At 74.0% G+C, this 26,651-nt stretch carries 25 protein-coding genes; 12 read left to right on the top strand and 13 right to left on the bottom strand.

Annotated features, from left to right (window positions below):
• Nucleotides 1-22 precede the first annotated feature (22 nt).
• Nucleotides 23-1,954, bottom strand: coding sequence for an Hsp70 family protein (locus tag ACRAKH_RS08045; protein ID WP_380730517.1), 1,932 nt, complete (start codon nt 1,952-1,954; stop codon nt 23-25).
• 206 nt (nt 1,955-2,160) lie between these two features.
• Here ACRAKH_RS08045 and ACRAKH_RS08040 point away from each other — a divergent pair, with 206 nt between their 5' ends.
• Both ACRAKH_RS08040 and ACRAKH_RS08035 read left to right on the top strand, forming a co-directional pair.
• Nucleotides 2,161-6,705 carry an ATP-dependent helicase gene (locus ACRAKH_RS08040; protein ID WP_447009717.1) on the top strand — a complete coding sequence of 1,515 codons (4,545 nt, stop codon included), beginning with the start codon at nt 2,161-2,163 and terminating at the stop codon, nt 6,703-6,705.
• Nucleotides 6,702-7,097, top strand: coding sequence for an ankyrin repeat domain-containing protein (locus tag ACRAKH_RS08035; protein WP_380724802.1), 396 nt, complete (start codon nt 6,702-6,704; stop codon nt 7,095-7,097). The genes ACRAKH_RS08040 and ACRAKH_RS08035 overlap by 4 nt, the downstream gene beginning before the upstream one ends.
• Here the strand turns inward: ACRAKH_RS08035 and ACRAKH_RS08030 are convergent.
• Both ACRAKH_RS08030 and ACRAKH_RS08025 read right to left on the bottom strand, forming a co-directional pair.
• Nucleotides 7,076-8,071 (bottom strand): 1-aminocyclopropane-1-carboxylate deaminase, encoded by a 996-nt coding sequence (locus tag ACRAKH_RS08030; RefSeq protein ID WP_380724803.1) that lies wholly within the window; start codon nt 8,069-8,071, stop codon nt 7,076-7,078. The two genes, ACRAKH_RS08035 and ACRAKH_RS08030, sit on opposite strands and share 22 nt — an antisense overlap.
• Nucleotide 8,072: 1 nt before the next feature.
• Nucleotides 8,073-8,717, bottom strand: coding sequence for a GntR family transcriptional regulator (locus ACRAKH_RS08025; RefSeq protein ID WP_380724824.1), 645 nt, complete (start codon nt 8,715-8,717; stop codon nt 8,073-8,075).
• Nucleotides 8,718-8,834: 117 nt separating this feature from the next.
• Here ACRAKH_RS08025 and ACRAKH_RS08020 point away from each other — a divergent pair, with 117 nt between their 5' ends.
• From ACRAKH_RS08020 to ACRAKH_RS08010, 3 genes are all read left to right on the top strand, one after another.
• On the top strand, nt 8,835-9,641 hold the full coding sequence (locus tag ACRAKH_RS08020; protein WP_380724804.1) for an NmrA family NAD(P)-binding protein: 807 nt from the start codon (nt 8,835-8,837) through the stop codon (nt 9,639-9,641).
• A 124-nt stretch (nt 9,642-9,765) separates the two neighbouring features.
• Nucleotides 9,766-10,971 carry an NAD(P)/FAD-dependent oxidoreductase gene (locus ACRAKH_RS08015; RefSeq protein WP_380724805.1) on the top strand — a complete coding sequence of 402 codons (1,206 nt, stop codon included), beginning with the start codon at nt 9,766-9,768 and terminating at the stop codon, nt 10,969-10,971.
• A gap of 76 nt (nt 10,972-11,047) precedes the next feature.
• Nucleotides 11,048-11,944, top strand: coding sequence for an RNA polymerase sigma-70 factor (locus tag ACRAKH_RS08010; protein ID WP_380724806.1), 897 nt, complete (start codon nt 11,048-11,050; stop codon nt 11,942-11,944).
• 37 nt (nt 11,945-11,981) lie between these two features.
• Here the strand turns inward: ACRAKH_RS08010 and ACRAKH_RS08005 are convergent, their stop codons facing one another.
• Both ACRAKH_RS08005 and ACRAKH_RS08000 read right to left on the bottom strand, forming a co-directional pair.
• Complete coding sequence (locus ACRAKH_RS08005; protein ID WP_447009716.1) at nt 11,982-13,100, bottom strand: hypothetical protein; 1,119 nt, start codon at nt 13,098-13,100, stop codon at nt 11,982-11,984.
• A 186-nt stretch (nt 13,101-13,286) separates the two neighbouring features.
• The gene (locus tag ACRAKH_RS08000) at nt 13,287-13,997 is read right to left on the bottom strand and encodes a VOC family protein (RefSeq protein ID WP_380724808.1); all 711 of its coding nucleotides are present in this window, start codon (nt 13,995-13,997) and stop codon (nt 13,287-13,289) included.
• A 24-nt stretch (nt 13,998-14,021) separates the two neighbouring features.
• On the opposite strand from ACRAKH_RS08000, the gene ACRAKH_RS07995 reads away from it, so the two are divergent.
• Entirely contained in the window at nt 14,022-15,596 is a 1,575-nt protein-coding gene (locus ACRAKH_RS07995; protein ID WP_380724809.1) for an alkaline phosphatase D family protein, read from the top strand.
• 33 nt (nt 15,597-15,629) lie between these two features.
• Here ACRAKH_RS07995 and ACRAKH_RS07990 read toward each other — a convergent pair whose 3' ends face one another.
• The 3 genes from ACRAKH_RS07990 to ACRAKH_RS07980 all read right to left on the bottom strand — a co-directional run bounded on the left by ACRAKH_RS07990 (nt 15,630) and on the right by ACRAKH_RS07980 (nt 17,482).
• Nucleotides 15,630-16,184 carry a hypothetical protein gene (locus tag ACRAKH_RS07990; RefSeq protein ID WP_380724810.1) on the bottom strand — a complete coding sequence of 185 codons (555 nt, stop codon included), beginning with the start codon at nt 16,182-16,184 and terminating at the stop codon, nt 15,630-15,632.
• 123 nt (nt 16,185-16,307) lie between these two features.
• Entirely contained in the window at nt 16,308-17,072 is a 765-nt protein-coding gene (locus tag ACRAKH_RS07985) for a maleylpyruvate isomerase N-terminal domain-containing protein (RefSeq protein ID WP_380724811.1), read from the bottom strand.
• The gene (locus tag ACRAKH_RS07980) at nt 17,069-17,482 is read right to left on the bottom strand and encodes an SAV_6107 family HEPN domain-containing protein (RefSeq protein WP_380724812.1); all 414 of its coding nucleotides are present in this window, start codon (nt 17,480-17,482) and stop codon (nt 17,069-17,071) included. The genes ACRAKH_RS07985 and ACRAKH_RS07980 overlap by 4 nt, the downstream gene beginning before the upstream one ends.
• Before the next feature lie 182 nt (nt 17,483-17,664).
• Between ACRAKH_RS07980 and ACRAKH_RS07975 the strand changes: the two genes are divergently transcribed.
• Together ACRAKH_RS07975 and ACRAKH_RS07970 are read left to right on the top strand one after the other, a co-directional pair.
• Nucleotides 17,665-18,165: a YbaK/EbsC family protein gene (locus tag ACRAKH_RS07975; RefSeq protein ID WP_380724813.1), complete on the top strand. Its 501-nt coding sequence runs from the start codon at nt 17,665-17,667 to the stop codon at nt 18,163-18,165.
• Nucleotides 18,162-18,722 (top strand): GNAT family N-acetyltransferase, encoded by a 561-nt coding sequence (locus ACRAKH_RS07970; protein WP_380724814.1) that lies wholly within the window; start codon nt 18,162-18,164, stop codon nt 18,720-18,722. Before ACRAKH_RS07975 ends, ACRAKH_RS07970 begins: the two co-directional genes overlap by 4 nt.
• A 98-nt stretch (nt 18,723-18,820) precedes the next feature.
• On the opposite strand, the gene ACRAKH_RS07965 is transcribed toward ACRAKH_RS07970, so the two are convergent.
• Together ACRAKH_RS07965 and ACRAKH_RS07960 are read right to left on the bottom strand one after the other, a co-directional pair.
• On the bottom strand, nt 18,821-19,450 hold the full coding sequence (locus ACRAKH_RS07965; protein WP_380724815.1) for a CHAP domain-containing protein: 630 nt from the start codon (nt 19,448-19,450) through the stop codon (nt 18,821-18,823).
• Between the two features lie 85 nt (nt 19,451-19,535).
• Nucleotides 19,536-21,215, bottom strand: coding sequence for a DUF885 domain-containing protein (locus tag ACRAKH_RS07960; protein ID WP_380724816.1), 1,680 nt, complete (start codon nt 21,213-21,215; stop codon nt 19,536-19,538).
• Between the two features lie 103 nt (nt 21,216-21,318).
• Between ACRAKH_RS07960 and ACRAKH_RS07955 the strand changes: the two genes are divergently transcribed.
• A complete protein-coding gene (locus ACRAKH_RS07955) occupies nt 21,319-21,969 on the top strand; it encodes a DUF3153 domain-containing protein (protein WP_380724817.1) in 651 nt (216 codons plus the stop codon).
• Between the two features lie 45 nt (nt 21,970-22,014).
• Nucleotides 22,015-22,452, top strand: coding sequence for a carboxymuconolactone decarboxylase family protein (locus ACRAKH_RS07950; RefSeq protein WP_380724818.1), 438 nt, complete (start codon nt 22,015-22,017; stop codon nt 22,450-22,452).
• Nucleotides 22,453-22,501: 49 nt separating this feature from the next.
• Here ACRAKH_RS07950 and ACRAKH_RS07945 read toward each other — a convergent pair whose 3' ends face one another.
• Complete coding sequence (locus tag ACRAKH_RS07945; RefSeq protein ID WP_380724819.1) at nt 22,502-23,389, bottom strand: methylenetetrahydrofolate reductase; 888 nt, start codon at nt 23,387-23,389, stop codon at nt 22,502-22,504.
• A gap of 103 nt (nt 23,390-23,492) precedes the next feature.
• On the opposite strand from ACRAKH_RS07945, the gene ACRAKH_RS07940 reads away from it, so the two are divergent.
• Nucleotides 23,493-24,560, top strand: a complete 1,068-nt coding sequence (locus ACRAKH_RS07940; protein ID WP_380724820.1) for a polyprenyl synthetase family protein — start codon at nt 23,493-23,495, stop codon at nt 24,558-24,560.
• A 2-nt stretch (nt 24,561-24,562) separates the two neighbouring features.
• Nucleotides 24,563-26,056: a phytoene desaturase family protein gene (gene crtI / locus ACRAKH_RS07935; protein WP_447009958.1), complete on the top strand. Its 1,494-nt coding sequence runs from the start codon at nt 24,563-24,565 to the stop codon at nt 26,054-26,056.
• On the opposite strand, the gene ACRAKH_RS07930 is transcribed toward crtI, so the two are convergent.
• Nucleotides 25,989-26,201, bottom strand: coding sequence for a hypothetical protein (locus tag ACRAKH_RS07930; RefSeq protein ID WP_447009999.1), 213 nt, complete (start codon nt 26,199-26,201; stop codon nt 25,989-25,991). The two genes, crtI and ACRAKH_RS07930, sit on opposite strands and share 68 nt — an antisense overlap.
• Nucleotides 26,111-26,620: an ABC transporter permease gene (locus tag ACRAKH_RS07925; protein ID WP_447009957.1), complete on the bottom strand. Its 510-nt coding sequence runs from the start codon at nt 26,618-26,620 to the stop codon at nt 26,111-26,113. The genes ACRAKH_RS07930 and ACRAKH_RS07925 overlap by 91 nt, the downstream gene beginning before the upstream one ends.
• Nucleotides 26,621-26,651: the final 31 nt, after the last annotated feature.

Raw genomic sequence — 26,651 nt, 5'->3', positions numbered from 1 at the left:
TCCGACCAGCCACCGTCCGGGTTCAGGTGCCGGGCTGGACGCTGCTCTCGAAGAAGTCCGCGACCTGGTCCGCGGTCAGCTCCTCGCCGCCGCTCTTGGTCACGATGCCGAGCAGCGGGAGGTCGTTGGCGGTGAACACGAGCAGGCCCAGCCCGCCGTCGGCGGCGGCCCGGTACTTGCCGATCAACCCGTTGCCCGCCCACTGCGCCTCGACCACGTCGGTCTTGAGCGACCGGACCACGGCCTCCGCGCCGTGCTGCGCGCCCACGACGGTCTCCGTGAGGACGTACTGCACCGAGTAGTCGTCCTTCACCGAGCAGCTCACGACGGTGCCCTTGATGCCGTTGACGCCGCCCACGCCCGGCGTGCCGCCCGCCTTGCACGTGCTGGTGTCGGGGACCGTGCCCGCGAGCCGGCGCAGGCACTCGGTGAAGCCCTTGTCGTCCAACCGGGTGTCGCTCTTGCAGTCCTGCGCGCTCGGCACGCCCTCCCCGCCGAACGCGAAGATCCCGCCCACGACGGCCAGCGCCAGCACGACGGCCGCCCCGGCGGCGAGCAGCACCGTCCGGTTCGGCGCCTTCTTCCCCGACCGCTCCTGCGGGCGCGGGGTGACGCTCGGGAAGTTGAACTGCTGCGGCCCCGTCTGCGGGTAACCCACCTGGTACGACCCGCTGGCCGACGGGTTCACCTGGTACGGGCCGCTCGCGTGGGGGTTGACCTGGTACGGGCCGCTGGCGTTCGGGTTGACCTGGTGCGCCCCGCTCACCGCGGGGTTGGCCTGCTGCGGTCCGCCGACGGCCGGGTTCGCCTGGTAGGCGCCGCCGGGCGGGGTCACCGGCGAGGTGACGAGCGTGTCCGGCTCCTTCGGCCGCTGAGGCTCCTGCGAGCGCGGCGTGACGCCGTCCTTGGGCACGTGGTGCGCGCCGAGGGCGACCGCCGTCTCCGGCTGGTCGAGGCTCGTCGGCACGATCCGCACCTGCTCGGCGATCATGTTCGCCACCAGCGGGATGCGGCTCGAACCACCGACCAGGTAGATGCCCGCGAGCTGGTTCGGGGCCATGCCGGTGGAGCGGATAGTGGACGCCAGCAGCTCCACGCTGCGCATCATGCTCGGCCGGACCAGCGCCTCCAGGTCCGAGCGGTTGACCAGCACGTCCTCGAACGGCTCCGGCATCGGCACCTCGGTGTGCGCGTGCCGCGACAACGACTCCTTGGCGGCCCGCACGTCCTCCTGGAGCGCGCGCCGGGCCCGCCGGTCGGCCGTGGACTCCGGGCGCAGGAGCCGCTGCCAGGCCGCGGGGTCGCGGTGCGACACCTGCCGGCCGACGTGCTCCAGGAGCGCCTGGTCGACGTCGAGGCCGCCCAGGTCCTGCAGGCCGTCCTCGGCGAGCACGGTGAAGCCGTTCTGGGTGGCGCCGACAATGGCGACGTCGAACGTGCCCGCGCCCAGGTCGTACACGGCGAGCGCCTGGCCGACGGACAGCGAGGCGTAGTGGGAGGCGGCGGCGACCGGCTCGGGGACCAGCACGACCTCGCCCGACACCCCGGCCAGGCGGGCGGCGGACAGCAGCACGTTGCGGCGCGTCGGCCCCCACTGCGCGGGGTGCGTGAGGCGGACCTCGTCCAGCGACTCGCCGCCCAGCTGGCGGGTGGTCTCGTCGAGGACGCGGCGCAGCACGGCGGCCAGCGCGTCGCTGACGGGGACGACGTTCTCGCCGAGCAGCAGCACGCCGTCGTCCACGCGGCGCTTCGGGTTGGGTTCGAACCGGGCCGGGTCGAGGCGGGCGCGCCGCTCGGCGTCCCGGCCGACGACGAGGGTGCCGTCCTCTTCGCAGTAGACGGCCGACGGCATGGTCGCCGAGCCGTCCACCTCGACGACCCGGGGCGGCCGTCCGTGCGCGGCGAGCACCGCGACGGTGTTGGAAGTGCCCAGGTCAACGGACAAAACGCGCACGACTACCCCTGTGTTGAATTGCCGCTGCTCCGCAGACGGCGGGCTCGGTCGCCCGGAAGTCGGTCGTTCCCGCCTGATTTCCCGACGATCGTAAAGCGTGATCGCCGGGAAATCAGGCGGGAACGACCGACGCGACCTCGCGTGGTGGCCTGGTTCTGCCGGCGGCGCAATCCGACACTGTCGGACCGCTGAGTCAGTATGGGGGGGTGGATGTGTTGGACGCCTTCTCGCCCCCCACCCGGCAGTGGTTCGCCGGGGCCTTCGCCGCGCCCACGGCGGCGCAGGCGGGCGCGTGGGAGGCGGCGGCCGCCGGGGAGAACGCGCTGGTCATCGCGCCGACCGGGTCCGGCAAGACGTTGGCGGCGTTCCTGTGGGCGCTGGACCGGCTGGCGTCCACGCCCAAGCCCGCCGAGCCGAAGCGGCGGTGCCGGGTGTTGTACGTCTCGCCGCTGAAGGCGCTGGCGGTGGACGTGGAGCGGAACCTGCGGGCGCCGTTGGCGGGCATCCGGCAGGCCGCGCACCGGCTGTCGCTGCCCGAGCCGGACATCACGGTGGGCATGCGCACCGGCGACACCCCGGCCGACGCGCGCCGGGCGTTCGCCAGGACCCCGCCGGACGTGCTGGTCACGACGCCGGAGTCGCTGTTCCTGGTGCTGACGTCGGCGGCGCGGGAGTCGTTGCGCGGGGTCGAGACGGTGATCGTGGACGAGGTGCACGCGGTGGCGGGAGCCAAGCGCGGCGCGCACCTGGCGCTGTCCCTCGAACGGCTGGACGCGCTGCTGGAACGGCCCGCGCAGCGGATCGGGCTGTCCGCGACGGTCCGGCCGGTCGAGGAGGTGAGCGCGTTCCTCGCGGGCGGGCGGCCGGTGCGGGTCGTGCAGCCGAAGACGGCCAAGACGATCGAGGTGCGGGTCGAGGTCCCGGTCGAGGACATGTCGGTGCTCGGCGAGCCGACCGGCGAGGTGTCGGGCTCGGCGGCGGGGGCGGAGCAGCGGGCGTCGATCTGGCCGTCGGTGGAGCAGCGCATCCTGGAGCTGGTCCGGCAGCACCGGTCCACGATCGTGTTCGCCAACTCGCGGCGGCTGGCGGAACGGCTCACCGCGCGGCTCAACGAGCTCGTGGAGGAGGCCGCCGAGCTGGAGCGGTTCCCGGCCGAGGCGCCCGCGCAGTCCGGGGTCACCACCCAGCGCGCCGCCACGATCGCCCGCGCGCACCACGGCTCGATGTCGCGCGAGCAGCGGGTCGTGGTCGAGGAGGAGCTGAAGTCGGGGCGGCTGCCGTGCGTGGTGGCGACGTCGTCGCTGGAGCTGGGCATCGACATGGGCGCGGTCGACCTGGTGGTGCAGGTGGAGGCCCCGCCGACGGTGGCGTCCGGGTTGCAGCGGGTCGGCCGCGCGGGGCACCAGGTGGGCGCGGTGTCGCGCGGGGTGATGTTCCCGAAGTTCCGGGGCGACCTGGTGTCGTGCGCGGTGGTGGCGGAGCGGATGCGGGACGGCGCGATCGAGGCCGTGCGGTACCCGCGCAACCCGCTGGACGTGCTGGCGCAGCACGTCGTGGCCATGGTGGCGATGGACACGTGGACGGTGGAGGCGCTGGCCGGGCTGGTGCGGCGGGCCGCGCCGTTCGCCGCGCTGCCGGAGTCGGCGTTGCAGGCGGTGCTCGACATGCTCGCGGGCCGGTACCCGAGCGAGGAGTTCGGCGAGCTGCGGCCCCGGATCACGTGGGACCGGATCAGCGGTGAGCTGCGCGGCCGGCCGGGGTCGCAGCGGCTGGCGGTGACGTCCGGCGGCACGATCCCGGACCGCGGGCTGTTCGCGGTGATGACGCCGCCGTCCGAGCGCGGCCCCGGCTCGCGGGTCGGTGAGCTGGACGAGGAGATGGTCTACGAGTCGCGGGTGGGCGACACGTTCCTGCTGGGCACGTCGTCGTGGCGGGTCGAGGACATCACCCACGACCGGGTGATCGTGGTGCCCGCGCCGGGCCAGGCGGCGCGGATGCCGTTCTGGAAGGGCGACGCGCCGGGACGTCCGCTGGAGCTGGGCCGGGCGCTGGGGAAGTTCCTGCGCGAGGTGTCCACGATCGACGCGGAGGAGGCGTCCGGGCGGACGGCGGCGGCCGGGCTGGACGCGTGGGCGACGTCGAACCTGCTGGCGTACCTGGGCGAGCAGCGCGAGGCGACCCGGCACGTGCCGAACGACCGGGTCGTGCTGGTGGAGCGGTTCCGCGACGAGCTGGGCGACTGGCGGCTGGTGGTGCACTCGCCGTTCGGGGCGCAGGTCAACGCGCCGTGGGCGCTGGCGATCGCGGCCCGGCTGCGGGAGCGGCGCGGCATCGAGGTGCAGGCGGCGCACTCCGACGACGGGATCGTGATCCGCCTGCCGGACGCGGTCGACCTGGACGGCGCGCAGGTCGTGGCGGGCGCGGACGACGTGCTGCTGGACCCGGAGGAGGTCGAGCAGGTCGTCGTCGCCGAGGTGGGCGGGTCGGCGCTGTTCGCGGCCCGGTTCCGGGAGTGCGCGGCGCGGTCGCTGCTGCTGCCCCGGCGTGACCCGCGCAAGCGGACGCCGCTGTGGCAGCAGCGGCAGCGGGCGGCGCAGCTGCTGTCGGTGGCGGCGAAGTACGAGAGCTTCCCGGTCGTGCTGGAGGCGATGCGCGAGGTCCTGCAGGACGTGTACGACGTGCCGGGCCTGCGGGAGCTGATGACCGACATCCGGGCGCGGCGGGTGCGGGTGGTGGAGGTGGAGACGCCGTCGCCGTCGCCGTTCGCGCGGAGCCTGCTGTTCGGGTACGTCGGCATGTTCCTGTACGAGGTGGACGCGCCGCTGGCCGAGCGGCGGGCGGCGGCGTTGTCGCTGGACTCGGCGCTGCTGGCGGAGCTGCTGGGTTCCGAGGCGATCCGGGAGCTGCTGGACCCGGAGGTGGTCGCGGAGGTCGAGCGCACCCTGCAACGCCTCGTGCCGGACCGGCACGCGCGGGACGCGGAGGGCGCGGCGGACCTGCTGCGGTTCCTCGGCGACCTGTCCGAGGCGGAGGCGCTGGACCGCGGCGTGCGGCCGGAGTGGCTGGCGGACCTGGTCGCGCAGCGGCGGGCGTTGCGGGTGCGCATCGCGGGCGAGGAACGCGTGATCGCGATCGAGGACGCGGGCCGGGTGCGCGACGCGTTGGGCGTGGCGCTGCCGGTGGGCGTGCCGGAGGTGTTCACCGAGCCCGTGGCCGACCCGGTGGGCGACCTGCTGTCCCGGTACGCGCGGACGCACGGCCCGTTCCCGGCGGTGGAGGCGGCGGAGCGGTTCGGGCTGGGCGTCGCCGTGGTGACCGGGGTGCTGGAGCGGATGGCCGCCGCCGGGCGGCTGGTGCGCGGCGAGCTGCGGCCCGGCGGGACGCACACCGAGTACTGCGACGCCGAGGTGCTGCGACGGTTGCGGCGGGCGTCGCTGGCGCGGCTGCGGGCCGAGGTGGAGCCGGTGGAGCCCGCCGCGCTGGGCCGGTTCCTGCCGGGCTGGCACGGCGTGGGGCGGCGGCTGCGGTCGGCGCCGACCGTCGACGACGTGTACTCGGTGGTGGAGCAGCTGGCGGGCGCGCCGCTGCCGGCGAGCGCGGTCGAGTCGCTGGTGCTGCCGGCGCGGCTGCCCGGCTACACCCCGGCGCTGCTGGACGAGCTGACCGCGTCCGGCGAGGTGACCTGGACCGGGTGCGGCTCGCTGGCCGGCGGTGACGGCTGGATCGCGCTGGCGCCGACGGACGTGGCGGACCTGCTGCTGCCGGACCTGGTGCCGGAGGCGATGCCGGACTCGTCGCTGCACACGGCCGTGGTGGAGGCGCTGGGCGGCGGGGCGTTGTTCTTCCGGCAGGTGGTCGACCGGGTGTCGTTGCAGGGCCCGACGACGGACACCGAGGTCGTGGGCGCGCTGTGGGACCTGGTCTGGGCGGGTGTCGTCACGAACGACACGCTGTCGCCGCTGCGGGCGCTGGTCGCGGGCGGCGGCACGGCGCACAAGCCGAGGCGGGCCGCGCCACGCGGGCGGTACGCGCGGATGCGGGCGGGCCGGCCCGACCTGCCGAGCCGCACGGGGCCGCCGGCGGTGGCGGGCCGGTGGTCGTTGGCCGTGGTGCCGGCGGCGGACGCGACGCGGCGGGCGCACGCGCGGGCCGAGGCGTTCCTGGAGCGGCACGGCGTGCTGACGCGGGGCGCGCTGGACACCGAACGGGTGACCGGCGGGTTCAGCGGGGTGTACCGGGTGCTGCGGGCGATGGAGGAGTCCGGGCAGGTCGTGCGCGGGTACGTGGTCGAGGGGCTCGGCGCGGCGCAGTTCGCGGCGCGGGGCGCGGTGGACCGGCTGCGGGCGTCGTCCCGGCCGCCGGGCCAGGAGCACGCGGGCACGCCGGACGCCGTGGTGCTCGCGGCGGCCGACCCGGCGCAGCCCTACGGCGCGGCGCTGACGTGGCCGGAGCCGTCGGGCGAGGGCAGGCACCGGCCGGGCCGCAAGTCCGGCGCGCTGGTCGTGCTGGTGGACGGCGAGGCGACGCTGTACGTGGAGCGCGGCGGGCGGTCGCTGCTGTCGTTCACCGAGGACGAGGCGCCGTTGCGGGCGGCGGCGGAGGCGTTGGGGCGGGCCGTGCGCGACGGGTGGCTGGGGCACCTGGCCGTGCAGCGGGCGGACGGGGAGGTGGCGCTGGGTTCGCGGCTGGCGGGCATCCTGCAGGAGGCGGGCTTCCGAGCCACGCCCAAGGGTTTGCGGCTGCGGGCGTGAAGCCGGTGGACGTGCCGATCGGGGACGGCGAGCCGCTGACGCCGGCGCACCGGGCGGTGGAGCACGGCGACCTCGCGGAGCTGACCCGGCTGCTGGACCAGGGCGTCGATCCCGACGAGGTCTGGTCGAACACCACCCTGCTGCTGCACGCGATCGACGTGGAGGCGGACGGCGCCAACCAGACCGGGGAACCCCTCGACGCGGCGTGCACGGCGGTGCTCCTGGCCTACGGCGCCGACCCGGAGTTACCCGGCCCCCGGGGGCACGCCCCCCGGCAGTTCGCCGCGGACTACGGCCACGACCTGGCGGTCCGGTTGTTGGACGCCCACATCAAGCGCAGGCGTGGTGAGCCGGCGTCGGAGGACCCGGATCAGCGGAACAGGGCGCTGTAGGCGTTGAGGGCGGGTTGGCCGCCGAGGTGCGCGTACAGGACGTTGGAGTCGCGCGGGATCTCGCCGGTCGAGACGAGTTCCACCAGGCCGGCCAGGGACTTGCCCTCGTACACCGGGTCGGTGATCATCCCCTCCAGCCGGGCGCCGAGGCGCATGGCGTCCACAGTGGACTCACCGGGCACGCCGTAGATGCCCTCGTGGAACCGCTCGTCGAGGACGACGTCCTCGTCGGTCACCTCGACGTCGAGCAGCTCCGCCGTGCTCTTGGCGATGCGCAGCACCTGGGCGCGGGTGTCGCACGGCTCGGCCGACGCGTCGATCCCGATGATCCGACGGCCGCTGCCCGCGAACCCGGCCACCATGCCCGCCTGCGTGCTGCCGGTCACCGAGCACACGACCACGGTGTCGAACCGCACCCCCAGCCCGGCCTCCTGCCGCTCGACCTCGGCCGCCCACCCGGCGAACCCGAGCCCGCCCAACGGGTGGTCCGACGCGCCCGCCGGGATGGCGTACGGCGTGCCGCCCGCCGCGCGCACGTCGTCGATCGCCTGCTCCCACGCGGGTTTCACGCCGATCCCGAAGCCCGCCTCCACGAGCCGCACCTCGGCGCCCATCAACCGGCTCAGCAGGATGTTGCCGACCCGGTCGTACACGGCGTCCGGCCAGTCGACCCAGCTCTCCTGCACCAGCACGCACTTCAGCCCGGCCCGCGCCGCCGCCGCCGCGACCTGACGGGTGTGGTTGGACTGCACGCCGCCGATCGACACCAAGGTGTCGCAGCCGGTGGCCAGCGCGTCCGCGACCAGGTACTCCAGCTTGCGGGTCTTGTTGCCGCCGTAGGCCAGCCCGGAGTTGCAGTCCTCCCGCTTGGCCCACACCCGCGCACCGCCGAGGTGCCGGGTCAGCCGTTCCAGCTCGTGCACCGGGGACGGGCCGAAGGTCAGCGGGTAGCGCGCGAAGTCGCCCAGTGCCATGTCAGTTCTCCTCAACGGAAAGCAGGTCCGCCAGCGTCGCCCAGTTCCGCTCGACCAGCCGTGCCGCCGACTCGGCGTCGGCCGCGGCGCAGGCGGCGATGATCTCGTCGTGCATGGCCACCGAGTGGCGGCCGGTCGGCGCCGCGAACCGCAGCCGTTCCAGGCGGCGGACCAGCGGCGTGTAGCGCTCGATGGTGGCGATCACGGCGAAGTTGTCGCTGCGCCGCACGGCCACCGCGTGGAAGTCGTCGTCCGCGGCGAGCGCGGAGGGCACGTCACCGGACGCCAGGGCGCGCGCGAACGCCGCGTTGGCGACCCGCATGGCGGCCAGGTCGTCGTCCGCCATCCGGGGCACGGCCAGCCGGGCGGCGAGGGCGTGCATGGCCTTGACGACGACGTGCGCGTCCCGCACCGCCGTCGTGTCGAGCGGGGTGACCCTGGTGTAGCTGTGCGGCTTGGTCTCCACCAGGCCTTCGTCGGTCAGCCGGGCCAGCGCCTCGCGCACCGGCGTCCGGGACAGGCCGAGCCGTTCGGCCAGCTCGACGTCCTTGATCGGCGTGCCGGGCGCCAGGTCGCCGCCCAGGATCGCCTCGCGGATCGCGGTGAGCGCCTGGTCGCGGAACAACGCCCGACTAATATATTGCATATCGCGCACTGTAGCCGCTCCCCCGTGCGAGCGCCACGGGTGGCCGGCGTCACGTCGCGTTGACCTCCAGGTTGGTGGAGCTCTTAGCGTCGGCGACGACGAAAAGGGGGATTCACCATGACTGTCCTGGTCACCGGCGCCACCGGGAACACCGGCCGCCACGTCGTCGCCGAACTCGTCCGCCGCGGACAGCGGGTCCGGGCGCTGAGCCGGAACCCGGACGCCGCGCGGTCGAGGTTCCCGGCCGGCGTCGACGTGGTGGCGGGCACGCACACCGAGCCCGCCACGCTCGCCGACGCGCTCGACGGCGTCACCCACCTGCACATCACCGTGACGGCGGGCCTCGCCGAGGTCGGCCCCGAACTGGTCCGGCGCGCCGTGGACGCGGGCGTGCGGCGGATGACCGTCCTGTGGGGCGGGTACGTCGGCCCGGTGGAGCAGGCCGTCGCCGACTCCGGGGTGGAGTGGACCCGGTTGGAGCCGCAGGAGTTCATGTCCAACACGCTGACCTGGGCGGACTCGATCCGCGCCGAGGGCGTGGTGCGCGAGCCGTACGACTTCTCCAGCGCGCTGGTCCACGAAGCCGACATCGCCGCCGTCGCCGTCACCGCGCTCTTGGAGGACGGCCACGCGGGCCATGCCTACAACCTCACGGGTCCGCAGGCGCTCACCACGCGCGAGCGGATCGCGATCCTCGCCGAGGCGCTGCGCCGCGAGATCACGTTCACGCCGATCACGCACGACCAGGCCGTGGACCGGCTGACGGCCACCGGCGTCTCCCGCGCGGACGCCGAGTACGTCGTCGGCTGGTACGCCTCCCCGCCCGAGGAGGCCACCACGCCGGTCGACACCGTCACGCGGGTGACCGGCCGCCCGGCGCGCACCTTCACGCACTGGGTGACCGAGCACGTCGACCGGTTCTGAAACGTCACGCAACGTCACCAGTCATCACGCTATTGTGACATGGAGTGAGCCGGCTCACTCCATGTCACACACGACCGGTCCCCGGTGTCTTGAGGCCGAACCACGAGCCAACCAGGGAGACACCATGACCGGGAACACCGAGGTGGTCGTGATCGGCGGCGGGTACGCCGGAGTCATGGCGGCCAACCGGCTGACGCGCCGCGCCGACGTCACCGTGACGCTGGTCAACCCGCGCCCGACGTTCGTCGACCGCATCCGCCTGCACCAGCTCGTCGGCGGTTCGGACGACGCGGTCGTCGACTACCGGGACGTGCTGGCCGAGCGCGTCCGCCTGGTGGTCGACACCGTGACCCGGATCGACGCGGGCGAGCGCACCCTGGCGCTGGCCGGCGGCGGCACGGCGGCTTACGACTACCTGGTCTACGCGGTGGGCAGCGGCAGCGCCGACCCGCGCGTGCCCGGCGCGGCGCGGTTCGCCTACCCGATCGCCGACCTGGAGGAGGCGCGGCGGCTGCGGGCGGCCGTCGACGCCGCGCCCGCGACCGCTGCGGTGACCGTCGTCGGGGCAGGTCCGACCGGCATCGAGACCGCCGCCGAGCTGGCGGAGACGGGTCGCGCCGTGACGCTGGTCTGCGGCGACGTGCTCGGGCCGTACCTGCACGAACGGGGTCGGCGCTCAGTCGCGAAGCGGCTGGCCGGCCTCGGCGTGACCGTGGTCGAAGGCCCCGGCGCGGAGGTGATGGAGGTGACGGCCGACGCCGTGCGGCTGGCCGACGGCCGCGAACTGCGCGGCGACCTCACCGTCTGGACCGCCGGCTTCGGCGTGCCGGACCTGGCCGCGCGCAGCGGCCTGCGCACCGACGCCGCCGGTCGCCTGCTCACCGACGAGACGCTGACCAGCATGGACGACGTGCGCATCGTCGCGGCCGGCGACTCGGCGGCGCCGTCGGACCTGCCGTTCCGGATGAGCTGCCAGGCCGCGGTGCAGCTGGGCCCGCAGGCCGCCGAGACGGTGCTGAGCCGGATCGCGGGAACCCGGCCCGCGCCCGTCGAGGTGGGGTTCCTCGGGCAGTGCATCAGCCTCGGCCGGCGCGCCGGCATCTTCCAGTTCTCGCGCCGGGACGACACGGCCAAGGGTCTCCACCTCGGCGGTCGGCCGGGCGGGAAGGCCAAGGAGCTGATCTGCCGGAGCATCGTCTGGCAGCTCGGGCACGAGGCCCGCAAGCCCGGCACGCGCAAGTGGTGGGCCAAGGACGCCAAGCGGGAGCAGGCGGTGCGGGCCAGGCGCGAAGCGGCGGCGAGCGCCGTGCGGCAGGAGGGGATCGCGTGAACGTCGCCCCGTTCGGCGCCCCTCGCGCTCGCCGCCTTGGCAGGCTGGGCCGGTCACGACGAGAGAGGGTCGATCCATGAGCGACCACGCCACCGACCTGGCGACCGAGGCGTTCGTCGCCCACCGCAACCTCCTCTTCACCGTCGCCTACGAGATGCTCGGATCGGCGGCCGACGCGGAGGACGTCCTCCAGGAGACCTGGTTGCGGTGGGTCGAGGTCGACCTGGCCGAGGTGCGCGACCAGCGCGCCTACCTGGTCCGGATCACGACCCGGCAGGCGCTCAACCGGCTGCGCACCCTGAAGCGCCGCAAGGAGGCGTACGTCGGCTCGTGGCTGCCCGAGCCGATGCTCACCTCCCCCGACGTGGCCGAGGACGTGGAGCTCGCCGAGAGCGTGTCGATGGCGCTGATGCTCATCCTGGAGACGCTGTCGCCGACGGAACGCGCCGTGTTCGTGCTGCGCGAGGTCTTCGACATCAGCTACGACGAGATCGCGCACGCCGTCGACAAGACGCCCGCGGCCGTCCGCCAGATCGCCCACCGCGCCCGCCGGCACGTCGACGCCCGCCGCCCCCGCTCCGTGGTCACCCCGAGCGAGACCCGTGCCGCCCTCCGGTCACTCCAGCGCGCGCTGGAGACCATGGACGTCCAAGGGCTCCTGGACGTGCTCGCCCCCGACGTCGTCCTCGTGAGCGACGGCGGCGGCGTCAAGCAGGCCGTGCCGAACCCGATCTTCGGGGCCGACAAGGTCACCCGCCTCGTCCGCGCCGGTCTCCTCAAGCTCAAGGGCGCGCTCACCTGCGAGCTGACCACGGTCAACGGCAACCCGGCCCTGGTGCTGCGGATGGACGGCGAGATCGACGGCATCATGGCGATCCGGGTCGACGAGGGGCGCATCACCGGCATCTACTACGTCCGCAACCCGGAGAAGCTGACCCGCGTCGAGTCGGAGACCCTGCTGACCCTGCGCTGACGACCGGTTCCACGACCGGCGCCGCGGGCCGGACGGCTCAGGCCCGCAGCGCCGGCACGTCGTCCCACGACGGTTCGAGGGTGCGCAGGAGCCACGGGGGCGGCGTGTCGTCCGAGTCGTCGCTGTCCGGTCGCACCACCGCGATCATCAGCGCGGGCAGGCGCGGCACGCCGACGGTGACGACGCCGTTGCCGTCGCCCGCCATCCACATCGTGCCGGTGTCGGCGATGTTGGCGACCAGGTCGAGGTCGGGCAGGGGAAATCGCACCACCGCCGTGCCGCCCGGCAGCTGGGCGAGCCCGGCGACCTCGTGGTCGGCTGCCCGCGGGAAGAGCGTGACGGGGACGGGCGTCCACCGCGACGCCGACTCGGCCGCCGCCACCGCCTCGCGGTACAGCCCGCCGATGGCCGACACGCCCGGCAGCATCACGGCGGAGAAGGCGATCAGCAGCCCGCCGACCACGAGCCCGGCCGGCGACAGCGGCCACGCGCTCAGCGCCGCCGTCATCGCGCCGACCGCCGCTCCCGCGACGGGCCACACCCGGGCTCGGGTGCCCCAGCGGAAGCCGCGGAACGCCCGCGCCACCACCGGGTCGTCCAGCGGTCGGCCCACCAGGTGCGGTTCGCGTTCGCGGGGACGGGTCTCGACCTCGTCCACCTTCACGGGGAGCAGGCGGCACAGGCCCGCGACGCGCACCACGGCCCGGCCGTCGTCGTCCGGACCGCACAGGAACAGCTCCTGCCGGTCGAGCACCAGGCTCGGGATGCCGAGCAGCGTGCCGCGCAGGACCAGCGTCGCGCCGTCGGTGAACACCAGGAGCCGGTCCTCTTCCCACGGCCCGCCGACCGCGGCGGTCGCCGGGACGCGACGCCACGGCCGGTCGAGCAGCCCGCGCCGGCGCGGCGCCGTCTCGTGCCGGTAGGCGAGCGGCAGGATGCCCGTCACCAGGCCCAGCAGGGCGAGCACCACGATCGCCGCCACGGTGCCGGGCGTCGACTCGGGGAACACCGCGAGGCCGACCGCGCCGACCAGGAACACCACCGCCAGGACACCGGCCACGCGCGCGGAGCCGCGGAACTCGTCGAGCGCCAGTCGGGTGGACCAGTCGTCCACCGCGGGGACGTCCGTGCGGGGCTCGAGGTACGCGGGTCTCACCGTCACCCCCCAGGCACTCGGTCCCGCCCGACATTACCGATGTGCGCGCGGCGAAGGTGGATTTTCCCGTGTCCGGTCGGCGCCACCCGCCGTCACGGCGTTCGCGGACGGCCACGACCACGACCGCCGGGCCGTGCTCACGGTGCCGGGCGTGGCGATCGGCCTCGGGGCGTTCCCGCCGGTCGGTCAGCGGGGCGTGAGCACGCAGAACTCGTTGCCCTCGGGGTCGGCCAGCACGACCCACGGCACGTCGGACTGGCCGACGTCCGCCCGCACCGCGCCGCACGCCTCCAGCCGGGCCACCTCGGTCGGCAGGTCGCCGTCGGCGGGCGGCACGACGTCGACGTGCAGGCGGTTCTTCACCGTCTTCGGCTCGGTCACCCGCACGAACTCCAGCGACGGCCCGGCGGCCTGGGTCAGCGACGCGTAGTCGGGGTGCTCGCGGGTCACCGGCAGCCCGGTCGCGTGGGCCCAGAACGCCGCCTGCGCCCGCGGGTCGAGCGAGTCGACCACCACCGCGGCCACCGGGCCGGTGTGCGCGTACTCGTCCCGCTGCTCCAGCACGCAGAACTCGTTGCCCTCGGGGTCGGCGAGCACCACCCACGGCACGTCGCCCTGCCCGACGTCGACCGGCCTCGCGCCGAGGTCGACGGCCCGCGTCACGATCGCCTCCTGGTCCGCCGGGGACGTCGACGCCAGGTCCAGGTGCAGCCGGTTCTTCACCGACTTCGGGTCCCCCACCGGCACGAACACCAGTTCCTGGCCCTCGGCGAGCGCCACGTCCACCTCGTCGTCGTCCTCGCCGGTGATCGGCCGATCGAGCAGCGCCGACCAGAAACGGGCGAGCGCGGCCGGCTCGGCGGAGTCGATGACGACGTCGTGCCACCTCGTAGTCATGGTTCCGAAGGTAACGTCTGCGCAATGGCTGAGCTGGTTCTTGGTCCGGTGCTGCGGCACGTGGACCCGACTTCGGCGACCGTGTGGGTCGAGACCGACGCCGCGTGCGCGGTGACCGTGGCGGGCCACCGCGCCCGGACGTTCCAGGTCGGGGAGCAGCACTTCGCCCTGGTGGTGGTCGAAGGGCTGACGCCGGGCACGACCACGCCGTACGAAGTGCGGCTGGACGACGAGGTGGTGTGGCCCCGGCCGGACTCGCCGTTCCCGCCGCCGTCCATCCGGACCACGCCGGTGCGACGGCTGCTGTTCGGGTCGTGCCGCGCGGCGAAGCCGGAGGGGATGCCGGACAAGCTGGGCCCCGACGCGCTGGACGCGTACGCGTTGCGGATGAAGGACCAGCCGCACGACGAGTGGCCCGACGCGCTGGTGCTGCTCGGCGACCAGGTCTACGCCGACGAGCCCACGCCCCGGATCACGCGGTGGCTGGCCGAGCGGAGACCGGAGCCGGCGGGCGAGGTGGTGTCGTTCCGCGAGTACGGCGAGCTGTACCACGAGTCGTGGGCCGACCCCGAGATCCGCTGGCTGATGTCCGTCGTCCCCACGTCGATGATCTTCGACGACCACGACGTGCGCGACGACTGGAACACCTCGCGGACGTGGCGCGAGCAGATGGCGGGCAAGCGGTGGTGGCCGGAGCGCATCCGGGCCGGCCTCGCGTCGTACTGGGTGTACCAGCACCTGGGCAACCTCAGCCCGGACGAGCTGGCGCGCGACGCGCTGTACGACAAGGTCCGGTCGAGCGGCGGGGACGTGCAGGCGTTGCTGGAGGACTTCGCCGAGCAGGCGGACCGCGAGGTCGACGGCGGCAAGTCGACGCGGTGGAGCTACCGGCGCGACTTCGGCCGGGTGCGGCTGCTGGTGATCGACACGCGCAGCGGGCGCATCCTCGGCGGGCCGCAGCGGCTGATGGTCGGCGACCGCGAGTTCGACTGGATCGAGGAGAACGCCGAGGGCGACGTCGACCACCTGCTGATCGGCTCGTCGCTGCCGTGGCTGATGCCGCACGCGCTGAGCCACTTCCAGTCGATGAACGAGCGGATGGCGGGCCTGCCGGGGTGGCGCGGCCGCGTCGGCGAGAAGGTGCGGCAGGTGGCGGACCTGGAGCACTGGCCCGCGTTCCGGGCGTCGTTCGAGCGGCTGGCCCGGCTGCTGGAGCGGATCGCCCGCTCCGACGACGCGCCCGGCACGGTGTGCGTGCTGTCCGGCGACGTGCACCACAGCTACGCGGCGCGGGCGTCGTTCCCGTCGGCGGTGGACTCCAAGGTCTACCAACTCGTCTGCTCGCCCGTGCACAACGACCCGCCGTGGGTGTTCCGGCCGGCGTTCCGGGTGTCCTGGTCGCGGCCGGTCGCGCGGGTGCTGCGGTGGTGGGCGGACCGGCGCGGCATCTCGCCGGACCCGGTGGCGTGGCGCAAGCTCAGCGGCCCGCACTTCGGCAACTCGGTGGGCGTGCTGGAGATCGACGGCAGGGAAGCCCGCTTCCGCCTCGAAACCGCCACCGACGACGGTCTCCGGGAAGCGGCGGCGCTGGCGCTGTGACCGCGCGGGCCGGCTCCCGACGCCGGCCCGTCCTCAGCCGTCCCTGCGCGGAGTCCGCACCTCGACGACTCGACCGCTCTTGAAGGCGATCTCCGTGTTGCGCCCCGGAGGCACGTGCCGGTACAGCCAGTACTCGTCAGCGGACGACCCACCGAGCACGGCGCTCGCGCTGAACGTGGCCAGGTACGCCTGCAGGGTGGTGCTCCCATGCGGCGGGCCGAGCAGCTGGCGGACCTGGTCCCGACTCATCCCGACTTGGACGGGGCTGCGCGCGCCGGCTCGTCGAGGCGCGTCGGCCTTGGCCTGTTGACGCAGCCGGTACGCCTCCACCACCCGTTCCCGCTCGCGGCGCTTCGTCAACCTGCCGCGGAGTTCCTCGGCCGATCGCTCCTTCGTCCGCAGGGTGAAGCCGGTGCAGGACCCGTGCCCGATCCACAGCCGCTTCCCGTCCACGTCGACCACCGACGCCGTCTCCGGCGGCGCGTGTCCGAGCACCTCGGTGGCTTGCGCTTCGTCGAACGTCGACGCGAACCCGCGGCTGCTGTCGGGCGCGTGTCCGCCGCACACGAGGCAGGGTGGGAGCTGCACCACCCCAACCTAGCGCCGACGTCCCGGGCGGGGGACGGCCTCGATCGGGATCGCGCGACCGGGAACGGCACGGGGCGCGCCCGTCGCCGGCGGAGGCCGGGTGGCCGGCGACGGGCGCGCGTCTCACTTGGTGGCGAGCCTCAACAGCGCCCACAGCTGGGCGATCGCGTCGTGGTCGCCGGACGGCTCGGGCAGGTCGCGGTCCGGGATGCGGCCCCACAGCCAGCGGTAGACCTGCATCGGGGGGCCGGTCACCTCGCCGTCCGCCGCACGGGCCTCCTCCTCGGTCGCCAGCCACGCCCGCGCCGGTTCCGGGCCCGCCTTGGCCACCCAGAGCCTCGTCCCCGTCCGGATCGCCACGCTGCCCTCCCGCGTGCCGCGCACGCCGAGGAGGTCCAGCCGGTGGCCCAGCCAGAGCGACAGCACCTCGTCCACGCCGTCCTCGGCCACGTCGTCGTCCACCGGGTCCACCGGCAGCCCGGCCGCCGACTGGACGTCCATCCGGTGGACGGTCGACTCGTGCGCGAGCCTGCGCGCCCAGAAGTTGTGGTTGCGCTCGGCCGGCCACCACGTCTCGCACGGGTCGTCCGGCCCGTGCGGCCGCAGCGCCCGCACCAGCGGCCGCACGCCCGACCGCACGTACTCGGGCAACGTCTGCCCCTTCACGGGGTCCTGCTGCCACACCAGCGGTTGGCTGCCTTCCCTCAGCCACGTCGTCACCATCCGGTACGTGCTGCCCACGTGCCTCGCCGTCTCCCCGAGGTTGAGCCCCGGGCACGCGGGCACCTGGCGTTCCGGGCGCTGCCCCTCGGCCGACGCCGCCAGGCGCTCGGCTTCCTGCTCCACCACGTCGATCAGGCGGTCGTAGGCGACCAGTCCCCTGCTCACAGTCCGTCCTCGTACATGATCTCGTCGACCAGCTCCGTGAACTGCGCCGCTTGGCGCACCAGGTCGTCGGCTGCGCGCGGGGTGACCTGCCTGGTGATGCCCGCCTGCACGGCCGCGCGCGTCGCCGAGCACTCGGCGAAGAACGCGGCCCACTCGCGCAGCTCCGGCGCGAGGGAGGGCAGCAGGACCCACACGCTGGTCGGCTTGGCCCGGCCCCGGTGGGGTCGGCCCCGCGCCGCCAGCACGGCCGCGGCGGCCCGCATCGCGGCCAGGTAGGCCGTGGCGAAGCGGGTGTGCGGCACCGGGTCGCGGTCGGCCTCGGCCAGGCACTGCCGGGCTTGGCCGAGCAGGACCACCGCCGACGCCGGCGGTAGCGGGAGGGGTGTGCGACGGGGGAAGGTCGAAGTCATCTCGCGGCCTCCTCGCGGCGTCGGAACAGCGACGACCGCCGCGGGGAGACGGCGGCACTTGGTGGTGGGGCGCTTCCCCCGCCCCACCACCAAGGCATAGCTCGAACAAACGTTCGAGCGAGATCAGACTAACCTGCCGGCCCGGAACTCCTCAACCCGACCGCCCGTGGTCTCATGAACAGGTGAGCGCACTCGACCACCCCGGCATCCGCAAGGTGGCCGCCGCACTGTCCGAAGCGGGCCACCACGAGGCAGCGAACGGAATCCGCGTGCTGGCCGACGCCGTCCGCACCGCCGCCGAGGCGGCCGCGGCCGTGGACGTGCCGGTCGGCGCGATCGCGAACAGCCTCGTGTTCGCGGCGGTCCGCGACGGCGTGGCCACCCCGCTGCTCGTGCTCACGTCCGGCGCGCACCGGGCGGACCCCGGCAGGCTCGCCGAGCTGACGGGCGCGGACTCGATCGAGCGCGCCACGCCCGCGTTCGTGCGCGAGCACACCGGGCAGGTCATCGGCGGCGTCTCGCCCGTGGGGCACCCGGCGCCGATCCGCACGTTCGTGGACGTCGCGCTGGAGCGGTACGACGTGGTGTGGGCCGCGGCCGGGCACCCGCACGCCGTCTACCCCACCACCTACGCGGGTCTCGTGGACCTGACCGGCGGCACGCCCGCCGAGGTCGCCCGATGACCGCCGCGCCGTCGCGACGGATCGTCACGCTCTCCGCGCGGGAGCTGAACACCCGGCTGGACGAGGCGCTGGCGCTCTACGTGAGCGCGATGGAGTACCCGCCCGGCACGGCCGAGCAGCGCGCGCCGATGTGGTTGGCGCACATGCTGCGCGACGGCTGGCGGTGCGTGGTGGCGCTGGGCGAGCGGGACGAGCTGATCGGCATCGGCTACGGCTACCGCGGCTCGGTCGGCCAGTGGTGGCACGAGCAGGTGCGGCACGGCCTCACCATGGTCGCCGGGCCGAACGCGGTCGAGGAGTGGATGCAGGACTACTTCGAGCTGACCGAGCTGCACGTGCTGCCGACCGCGCAGAGCCGGGGCATCGGCGAGCAGCTGCTGCGCAACCTGCTGGACGGCGTGCCCACCTCGCGCGTGCTGCTGTCCACGCCGGAGGGGCCGAGCAAGGCGTGGCGGCTGTACCGGCGGGTGGGTTTCGTGGACGTGCTGCGGCACTACCAGTTCACCGGCGACCCGCGGCCGTTCGCCGTGCTGGGGCGCCGGCTCCCGCTGGACTGACCACGCGGCCACGCGGCCACGCGGTTCACCGTGATCACGCGGTTACGTGACCACGCGGCTCACGGTGAGCCGCGTGATCAGGTACCCCACGCGAACCCCTAGAACGGCGAGACGAAGCCCGTCGCCTGGAGGTACTTGCCCGCGTTCAGGCCCTCGATCGGGCGCAGCTTCGAGTAGACGACCCGGTCGTCGAAGTTGCCCTCGACGGTGCGGACGTGCGTCGCCTTGCGGCCGGTGCGGTCGTACTTGACCTCGACCACCAGGCCGACGTGCGCGTGCATGTCCGGGTAGTTGCCGTAGACGACGGCGTCGCCCGGCTCGACGTCGCGCTCGGCGATGTCCTTCCACCGGCCGTTGGCCTTGCCCCACTTCTGCCAGTACGTCGCCCAGTGCCCCTGGTCGAGGACGGACCCGCCCGGCGCCGGGCGCATCGACGGCCGCTCGGGCACGCCGCCGGTCGTCCACGCCCAGTTGACGAACACGCCGCACCACTCGGCCGGCCGCAGGATGCCCTGGTCGACGCTCTGGTACTGCTGCGGGTAGTAGTTGCCGTTCGCCTCGCGCGCGCCGACCTCGCGCAGCGCGTGGTCCACGATCTCCTGCCGGACGCGCCACTCCGCCTGCTCCGAGCCGCCCGGCTGCGCCAGCGCGGACGCGGGCGACCCGCTGATCAGCAGCGCGCCCGCCAGCACCACGCCGAGCGCCGATCGCCTGGCACGTCTGGTCATTCGCTCCCCCTGCACGTCGTTCCCGCGCCCATCCAACACCCGATCCGGTGACCTCGGCGTGAGGCGAGGTCACCGGATCGTGGCATCAGAGTTCGGTGAGCCGCTCGCGGAGCGTGTCGAGGCCCATCGCGCCCATCTCCAGCGCCTGCTTGTGGAACGCCTTCAGGTCGAACGCGTCGCCGTGCCGGGCGCGGGCGTCGTCGCGGGCCGCGAGCCACAGCCGCTCGCCCAGCTTGTACGACGGCGCCTGGCCGGGCCAGCCCAGGTAGCGGTCGATCTCGTCCCGCACGTGCGCGGGCTCGGTGATGGTGCGGGTGAGCATGAACTCCAGGCCGAGGTCCGGGGTCCACCGCTCGCCCTCGTGGAAGCCGGTGCCCTTCGGGATCTCCAGCTCCAGGTGCATGCCGATGTCGATGATGACGCGGGCCGCGCGGAAGAGGTGCGCGTCGAGCATGCCCAGCAGGTCGCCGTCGTCCTCCAGGTAACCCAGCTCGCGCATCAGCCGCTCGGAGTACAGGGCCCAGCCCTCGCCGTGGCCGGACACCCAGCACATCAGGCGCTGGAACTCGTTCAGCTTCTCCGCCTGGTAGACGGCCGTGGCGATCTGCAGGTGGTGGCCCGGCACGCCCTCGTGGTAGACGGTCGAGACCTCGCGCCAGGTGGAGAACTCCTCCTTGTCGTCCGGCACGGACCACCACATGCGGCCTGGCCGGGAGAAGTCCGGCGTGGGGCTCGTGTAGTACGCGCCGACGCCACCGCCGGGCGGCGCGATGCGGCACTCCAGGCGCATCAGCTCGTCGGGCAGCTCGAAGTGCACGTCCCGCAGTTCGAGCAGGGCCTTGTCGGACAGCTCCTGCATCCACGACTGCAGGCCGTCCTTGCCGCGCACCACGTACCGCGGGTCGGCGTCCAGCGCGGCGGCGGCCTCGGCGAGCGTCGCGCCCGGCTTGATCCGGTTCGCGACCTGCCGCATCTCGGCCTCGATCCGGGTGAACTCGCCCCAGCCCCACTCGTAGGCCTCGGCCAGGTCGAGGCGGGAGCCGGTGAAGTAGCGCGAGTGCAACCGGTAGACGTCCTCGCCCACCGCGTCCTTCTCCGGCGCCCTGGACGCGAGGTCGGCGCGGAGGTACTGGGCCAGGTCGCCGAACGCCTCGGAGGCGGCCTTCGCGCCCGTCTCCAGCTCGGTGCGCAGCGCGCCGTCCACGGGGGCGTCCGCGATCAGGGCGGCGAAGAACGACTTGCCGCCCGAACGGCCCGCCCACGTGTCGCACTGCTCGGCGACCTTCCTCACCTGCCGCAACGCGGCGACGCGGCCCTGGTCGGCGGAGTAGGACAGGCCCGCGCGCAGGTTCGCCACGGCGTCCGGCATGGCGGTCAACCGCTTCGCGACGACGGCCCAGTCGTCTTCGGTCTCGGTCGGCATCTGGTCGAACACCTCGCGCAGGTTCTGCACGGGGCTCGCGATGACGTTGAGGCTGCCCTCGGCCAGGCCGGCGTCGTACAGCTCGACCTGCAGGCCGACCCGCTCCAGGAACACGGCCTTCGCGTCGGCCTCCGACTTGTCCGCGGGCTCGGCCGCCGTGATGGCGGCGACCGCCTCGCGGGCGAGCTCGGCGCGGGCGGCGTGGCCCTCGGGCGAGTAGTCGGTGAGCCGGTCGTCGTGCCCCGGGACGCCCATGAACGTCGCGATCAGCGGGTCCGCCGCCGCGTAATCGGCCACGTACTGGTTGCTGATGCCGTGCACGCCGGCGGAGGAGGTTGGCATGCGCCGCACGTTACCTCCGGGCTTATCCCACCAACAGGTAATTAGCCAAGCGCACGACCGTGTCCCGGCGGTCAACTTTTGACCCGGCCGGCAGGATGGCCGCGTGCCCAGAGCCTCCGCGCTCCTCCTGCCGGTCTTCCTCCTCGCGCTGTTCTCGCTGACGGGGTGCGTCCGCCTGCACGCGGCGATGGCGTTGTCGCAGGACGACCGCGTGTCCGGGGAGATCACCGCCGCCACGCCGCCGAGCGCGGACAACGACCCCGGACCCCAGCTGAAGGTGCCGAGCGAGCTGGCCGGGCGGGTCACCACCAAGCCGTACAAGGTGGACGACTACGTCGGCACCCAGCTGTCCTTCAGCGGGCTGACGTTCGACGAGGTCAGGAACCTGTCGGCGGCGACCAGCGCGTCGTCCAGCCGGTACCAGCTGTCCTTCCGGCGGTCCGGCGACCTGGTGACGCTGTCCGGGTCGGTCGACCTGACCCAGGTGCCGCCGGAACGCGCCGACATCCAGGTGAAAATCAGCTTCCCGGGTGAAATCATCGACACGAACGGGCGTGAGGAGGACGACGCGACCATCGCGTGGGCCCCCAAGCCCGGCCAGGCGTCGATGCTGAACGCCACCGTCCGGTACGCCGGGCAGAACTCGGTCTCGTACTTCGGCTGGACCATGCTTGTGGCCGGCCTGACCGGCGGGGCGGTGCTGATCGTGCTGGTCCTGGCGATCGTCGCGCACCGCCGCGGCGTCGTCGCCTAGGCGCTGTCACACTTCGCCGCGCTGCCCCGTCCACCGGGTATGAGGATGAACTTCGCCAAGGTGGCGCCCGACGCCTACCGGCTGATGATCGAGCTGAACACCTACGTCACCGAGCACGTCGACCACACGCTCCTGGCCCTGGTGAAGCTTCGCGCGTCGGTGGTCAACGGCTGCGCGTACTGCGTCGACATGCACGCGCTCGACGCGATCAAGGAGGGGGAGAACCCGCAGCGCCTCTTCGCCGTGTCGACGTGGCGGGAGTCGCGGTTCTTCACCGAGACCGAGCGGCTGGCGCTGGAGCTGACGGACACCGTGACGCGGATCGGCGAGCACGGCGTGCCGGACGAGCTGTGGGAGCGCGCGAGCGCCGCGTTCGGGGAGAAGGAGCTGGCGGACCTGCTGGCCGCGATCATCAGCATCAACGGCCTCAACCGCCTGGCCGTGACCCTCGACTCCGCGACGGAACGCCACCTGCACGCCTGAGTGCCGTGGTGGGTTGCGGCACCCCGTCGCAACCCACCACGGCCCTTCCTCACACGCTTCGCGCCGGCACCAACCCGAGTCGGCCAACGATCTCGCGGGTCGCCTTCGACCGGTTGAACGTGTAGAAGTGCAGCGACGGCACGCCTTCGGCGAGCAGCCGCTCCCCCATCTCCGTGACCAGGTCGATCCCGGCCGCGCGGAACCCCGCCGGGTCGTCCGCGTACGGGTCGAGGCGGCGGGCGACGGACGGCGGCACGGGCGCGCCCGACAGCTCCACCGTCTTCGCCAGCGTGCGCGTCGTCGTCAACGGCATCAGGCCGGGCAGCAGGAGCGCGTCGCAGCCCCGCGCGGCGACGCGGTCGCGCAGGCGCAGGAAGTCCTCGGGCTCGAAGAACAGCTGGGCGATCGCGAAGTCGGCGCCGGCGCGGAGCTTGCGCACCAGGTACTCGGTGTCCGCGTCGAGGTCCGCCGAGCGGGGGTGCCCGTACGGGAACGCGGCGACGCCCACGCAGAAGTCGCCCAGCTCACGGCACAGCCGGACGAGTTCCTCGGCGTACGTCAGCCCTTCCGGGTGGGGCACCCACTCGCCGTGCGGGTCGCCGGGCGGGTCGCCGCGCACGGCGAGGATGTTGCGCACGCCGACCGCCGCGTACCAGCCGATCACGTTGCGCAGCTCGGCCACGGAGTGGTCGACGGCGGTCAGGTGGGCCATCGGCAGCAGCGTCGTCTCCTGCGCCACCCGGCCGGTGGTGCGGATGGTGAGGTCGCGGGACGAGCCGCCGGCGCCGTAGGTGATGGAGACGAACGCCGGGTCGAGGGCTTCCAGCTCGCGGATCGCGCGCCACAGCACGGCCTCGTCCGCGGCGTCCCGCGGCGCGAAGAACTCGACGGAGAACACGGGCGAGCCCCCGGGCAGGCGTTCCACCACCGACGTCATGCCACCAGCCTAGAGGTAGGTCCGGCCAGTGGGAGGCGTCTTTCACGTTCTGGGACGACCCCCCGGTTGGGCGCGCGGCGGCCGCAGAGGTGACCATAGACGGGTGCCGCCCCACCCGTTGGACCTCGAACTGCCCAAGCACGTCGACGAAGCGCTGGCGGGCTACCTCGCCGACCGCCGGGCCCTGGGCGCGCGCATGGAGGAGACCTTCACCGGCGCCGTGGACGCGCTGGCCGACTTCGTTCTCGGCGGCGGCAAGCGCATCCGGCCGACGTTCGCCTGGTGGGGTTGGCGCGCGGCGGGCGGCGACCCGGACGGCGAGCTGGCCGACGCGGTGCTGACCGCCGTCAGCTCGCTGGAGCTGATCCAGGCGTGCGCGCTGGTGCACGACGACCTGATGGACGCCTCCGAGACCCGCCGCGGCATGCCGACGGTGCACGTCCGGTTCGCGCGCAGGCACCGCGAGCAGTGCTGGCTCGGCGAGCCCGAGCGGTTCGGGCTGGCGGCGGCCGTGCTGATCGGCGACGTGGCCCTGGCCTGGGCGGACGACATGCTGTTCGCGGCCGGCCTGCCCACCGACGCCCTCCACCGGCTGAGCCTGCCGTGGCGCGACATGCGCACCGAGATGCTCGCGGGCCAGTACCTCGACGTGCTCACCCAGGCGCGCGGCGACGCGTCGGCGGACGCCGCGCTGCGCATCGACCGGCTCAAGACCGCCGCGTACACCGTGGAACGGCCGCTGCACATGGGCGCGGCGATCGGCGGCGGCTCGCCCGAGCTGGTGGCCGGGCTGCGCGCGTTCGGCGCCGACATCGGGGTGGCGTTCCAGCTGCGCGACGACCTGCTGGGCGTGTTCGGCGACCCGGCCGTGACGGGGAAGCCGGCGGGCGACGACCTGCGCGAGGGCAAGCGGACGCTGCTGGTGGCGCTGGGCATGGAGTTCGGCGCGGACGTGCTGCACGACGCGCTGGGCCGGCCCGACCTGGACGTCGCCGCGGTGGACGAGGTGCGCGCCCGGCTGCGCGAGGTCGGCGCGGTGGACGCGGTCGAGGAGCGGATCACCGAGCTGACCGGGTCGGCGCTGCGGGCGCTGGAACGCGCGCCGGTCGCCGAACCGGCCGGCGAGCGGCTGGCCGAGCTGGCGATCAGCGCCACGAAGCGGACTTCGTGACGATGCGCACGGTCGACGGCCGCACCGACCACGTGGTCGTGGTGGGCGCGGGGCTGGCGGGGCTGTCCGCGGCGCTGCACCTGCTCGGCGCGGGGCGCCGGGTCACCGTGGTGGAGCGCGACGCCGTGCCCGGCGGCCGGGCCGGGCGGCTCGACCTGGGCGGGTACGAGTTCGACACCGGGCCCACCGTGCTGACCATGCCGGAGCTGGTGGACGAGGCGCTGGGCGCGGTCGGCGACTCGCTGCGCGACCGGCTCGACCTGCTGCCCGTCGAGCCCGCCTACCGGGCCCGCTTCGCCGACGGCGCCACGCTCGACGTGCACGCGAACGCGGACGCGATGGAGGCCGAGGTGCGCCGGTTCGCCGGTCCCCGCGAGGCCGCCGGGTACCGGGCGCTGCGCCGCTGGCTGACCGAGCTGTACCAGGTCGAGCGGGACTCGTTCATCGGGTCGAACTTCGACTCGCCGCTGTCCCTGCTCACGCCGCACCTGGCGAAGCTGGCCGCGTTGCGCGGGTTCGGCCGCCTCGCGCCGGCGGTGGCGCGGTTCGTGCGCGACGAGCGGTTGCAGCGGGTGTTCTCGTTCCAGTCGCTGTACGCGGGCGTGCCGCCGCGCAAGGCCCTCGCCGCGTACGCCGTGATCGCGTACATGGACACGGTCGCGGGCGTCTACCACCCCCGCGGCGGGATGCGGGCGCTGCCGGACGCGTTGGCGGCGGCGGCCCGGGACGCGGGCGCGGACCTGCGCTTCCAGACGCCCGTGGCGTGGTTGGAGCGCGTCGGCGGCCGGGTCGCGGCGGTGCGGACCACGCACGGCGAGCGCATCCCGTGCGACGCGGTGGTGCTCACCCCGGACCTGCCGGTGTCGTACCGCCTTCTGGGGCACCGCCCGCGCCGGCCGGTGCCGATCACGTGGTCGCCGTCGGCGGTCGTGCTGCACGCGGGCGTCGACCGGACATGGCCGGAGCTGGCCCACCACACGTTGTTCTTCGGGCACGCGTGGGAGCGGACGTTCGACGAGCTGACCCGCCGCGGCACGTTGATGAGCGACCCGTCGTTGCTGGTCACGGCCCCGCCGGGGCAGGGCATGTTCGTGCTGGCGCCGGCGCCGAACCTGCGCGTCGGCCCCATCGACTGGGAGCGCGTCGGCCCGGCCTACCGCGACGAGCTGGTGGGCGTGCTGGAGGCGCGCGGGCTGACCGGGTTCGGCGACGCGATCGAGGTGGAGCACCTGGTCACGCCCCGGGACTGGGCCGCGATGGGCCTCGCCGCGGGCACCCCGTTCTCGGCCGCGCACACGTTCGCGCAAACCGGCCCGTTCCGGCCGCGCAACCTCGTGCTGGACAACGTGGTGCTGGCGGGCTGCGGCACCACGCCGGGCGTGGGCGTGCCGCCGGTGCTGATCTCGGGACGGCTGGCCGCGCAGCGGATCACGGGGTCCGTCGGCGCAGGGTCCCGGCGCCCAGCAGCAGCGCCACGAGCGCACACCCGGCGATGACCAGCAGGTTCCGCCCCAGCGTGCCGTCGACCTCGGACGACGTCGTGACCTGCGTCAGCGCGTCGACCGCGTAGGACAGCGGCAGCACGTCGGAGATCCCGTCCAGCACGGTCGCCATCCGTCGCGCGGCACGAACAGGCCGCACAGCAGCACCTGCGGCATGACGATCGCGGGCATGAACTGCACGGCCTGGAACTCGGTGCGGGCGAACGCGCCGGCGAACAGGCCCAGCGCCATGCCGAGCGTGCCGGTCCGGGCGCGCGGAAGATCGACGCGCAGTAGCGCAGGTTCTCCGCCACGGTCAGGTCCGCGTACACCGAAGGGCTCTGCGTCGAGCAGCCGATCCGGTCGCGCAGCACGGGGCTGCCCGCGGGGCGCCCGGGCGCCGTGACCGTGCCGGACGCCACCACCTGCACCCCGACCACGGCCCCGCAGCACCGTCGTCTTGCCGCACCCGCTCGGCCCGAGCAGCCCGGTGACCGAGCCGCGCGGCACACCCGACCCCGCGCACGACCTCACGCCCGCCGCCACCCGCAAGCCGTCGACGCCAACCGCACCGGACATGCGTCGCACCATGCTCCTCGGCGAGCGATCA

Source organism: Saccharothrix hoggarensis, from assembly GCF_052936025.1.
This window is presented reverse-complemented; position numbering and strand designations above follow the sequence as displayed.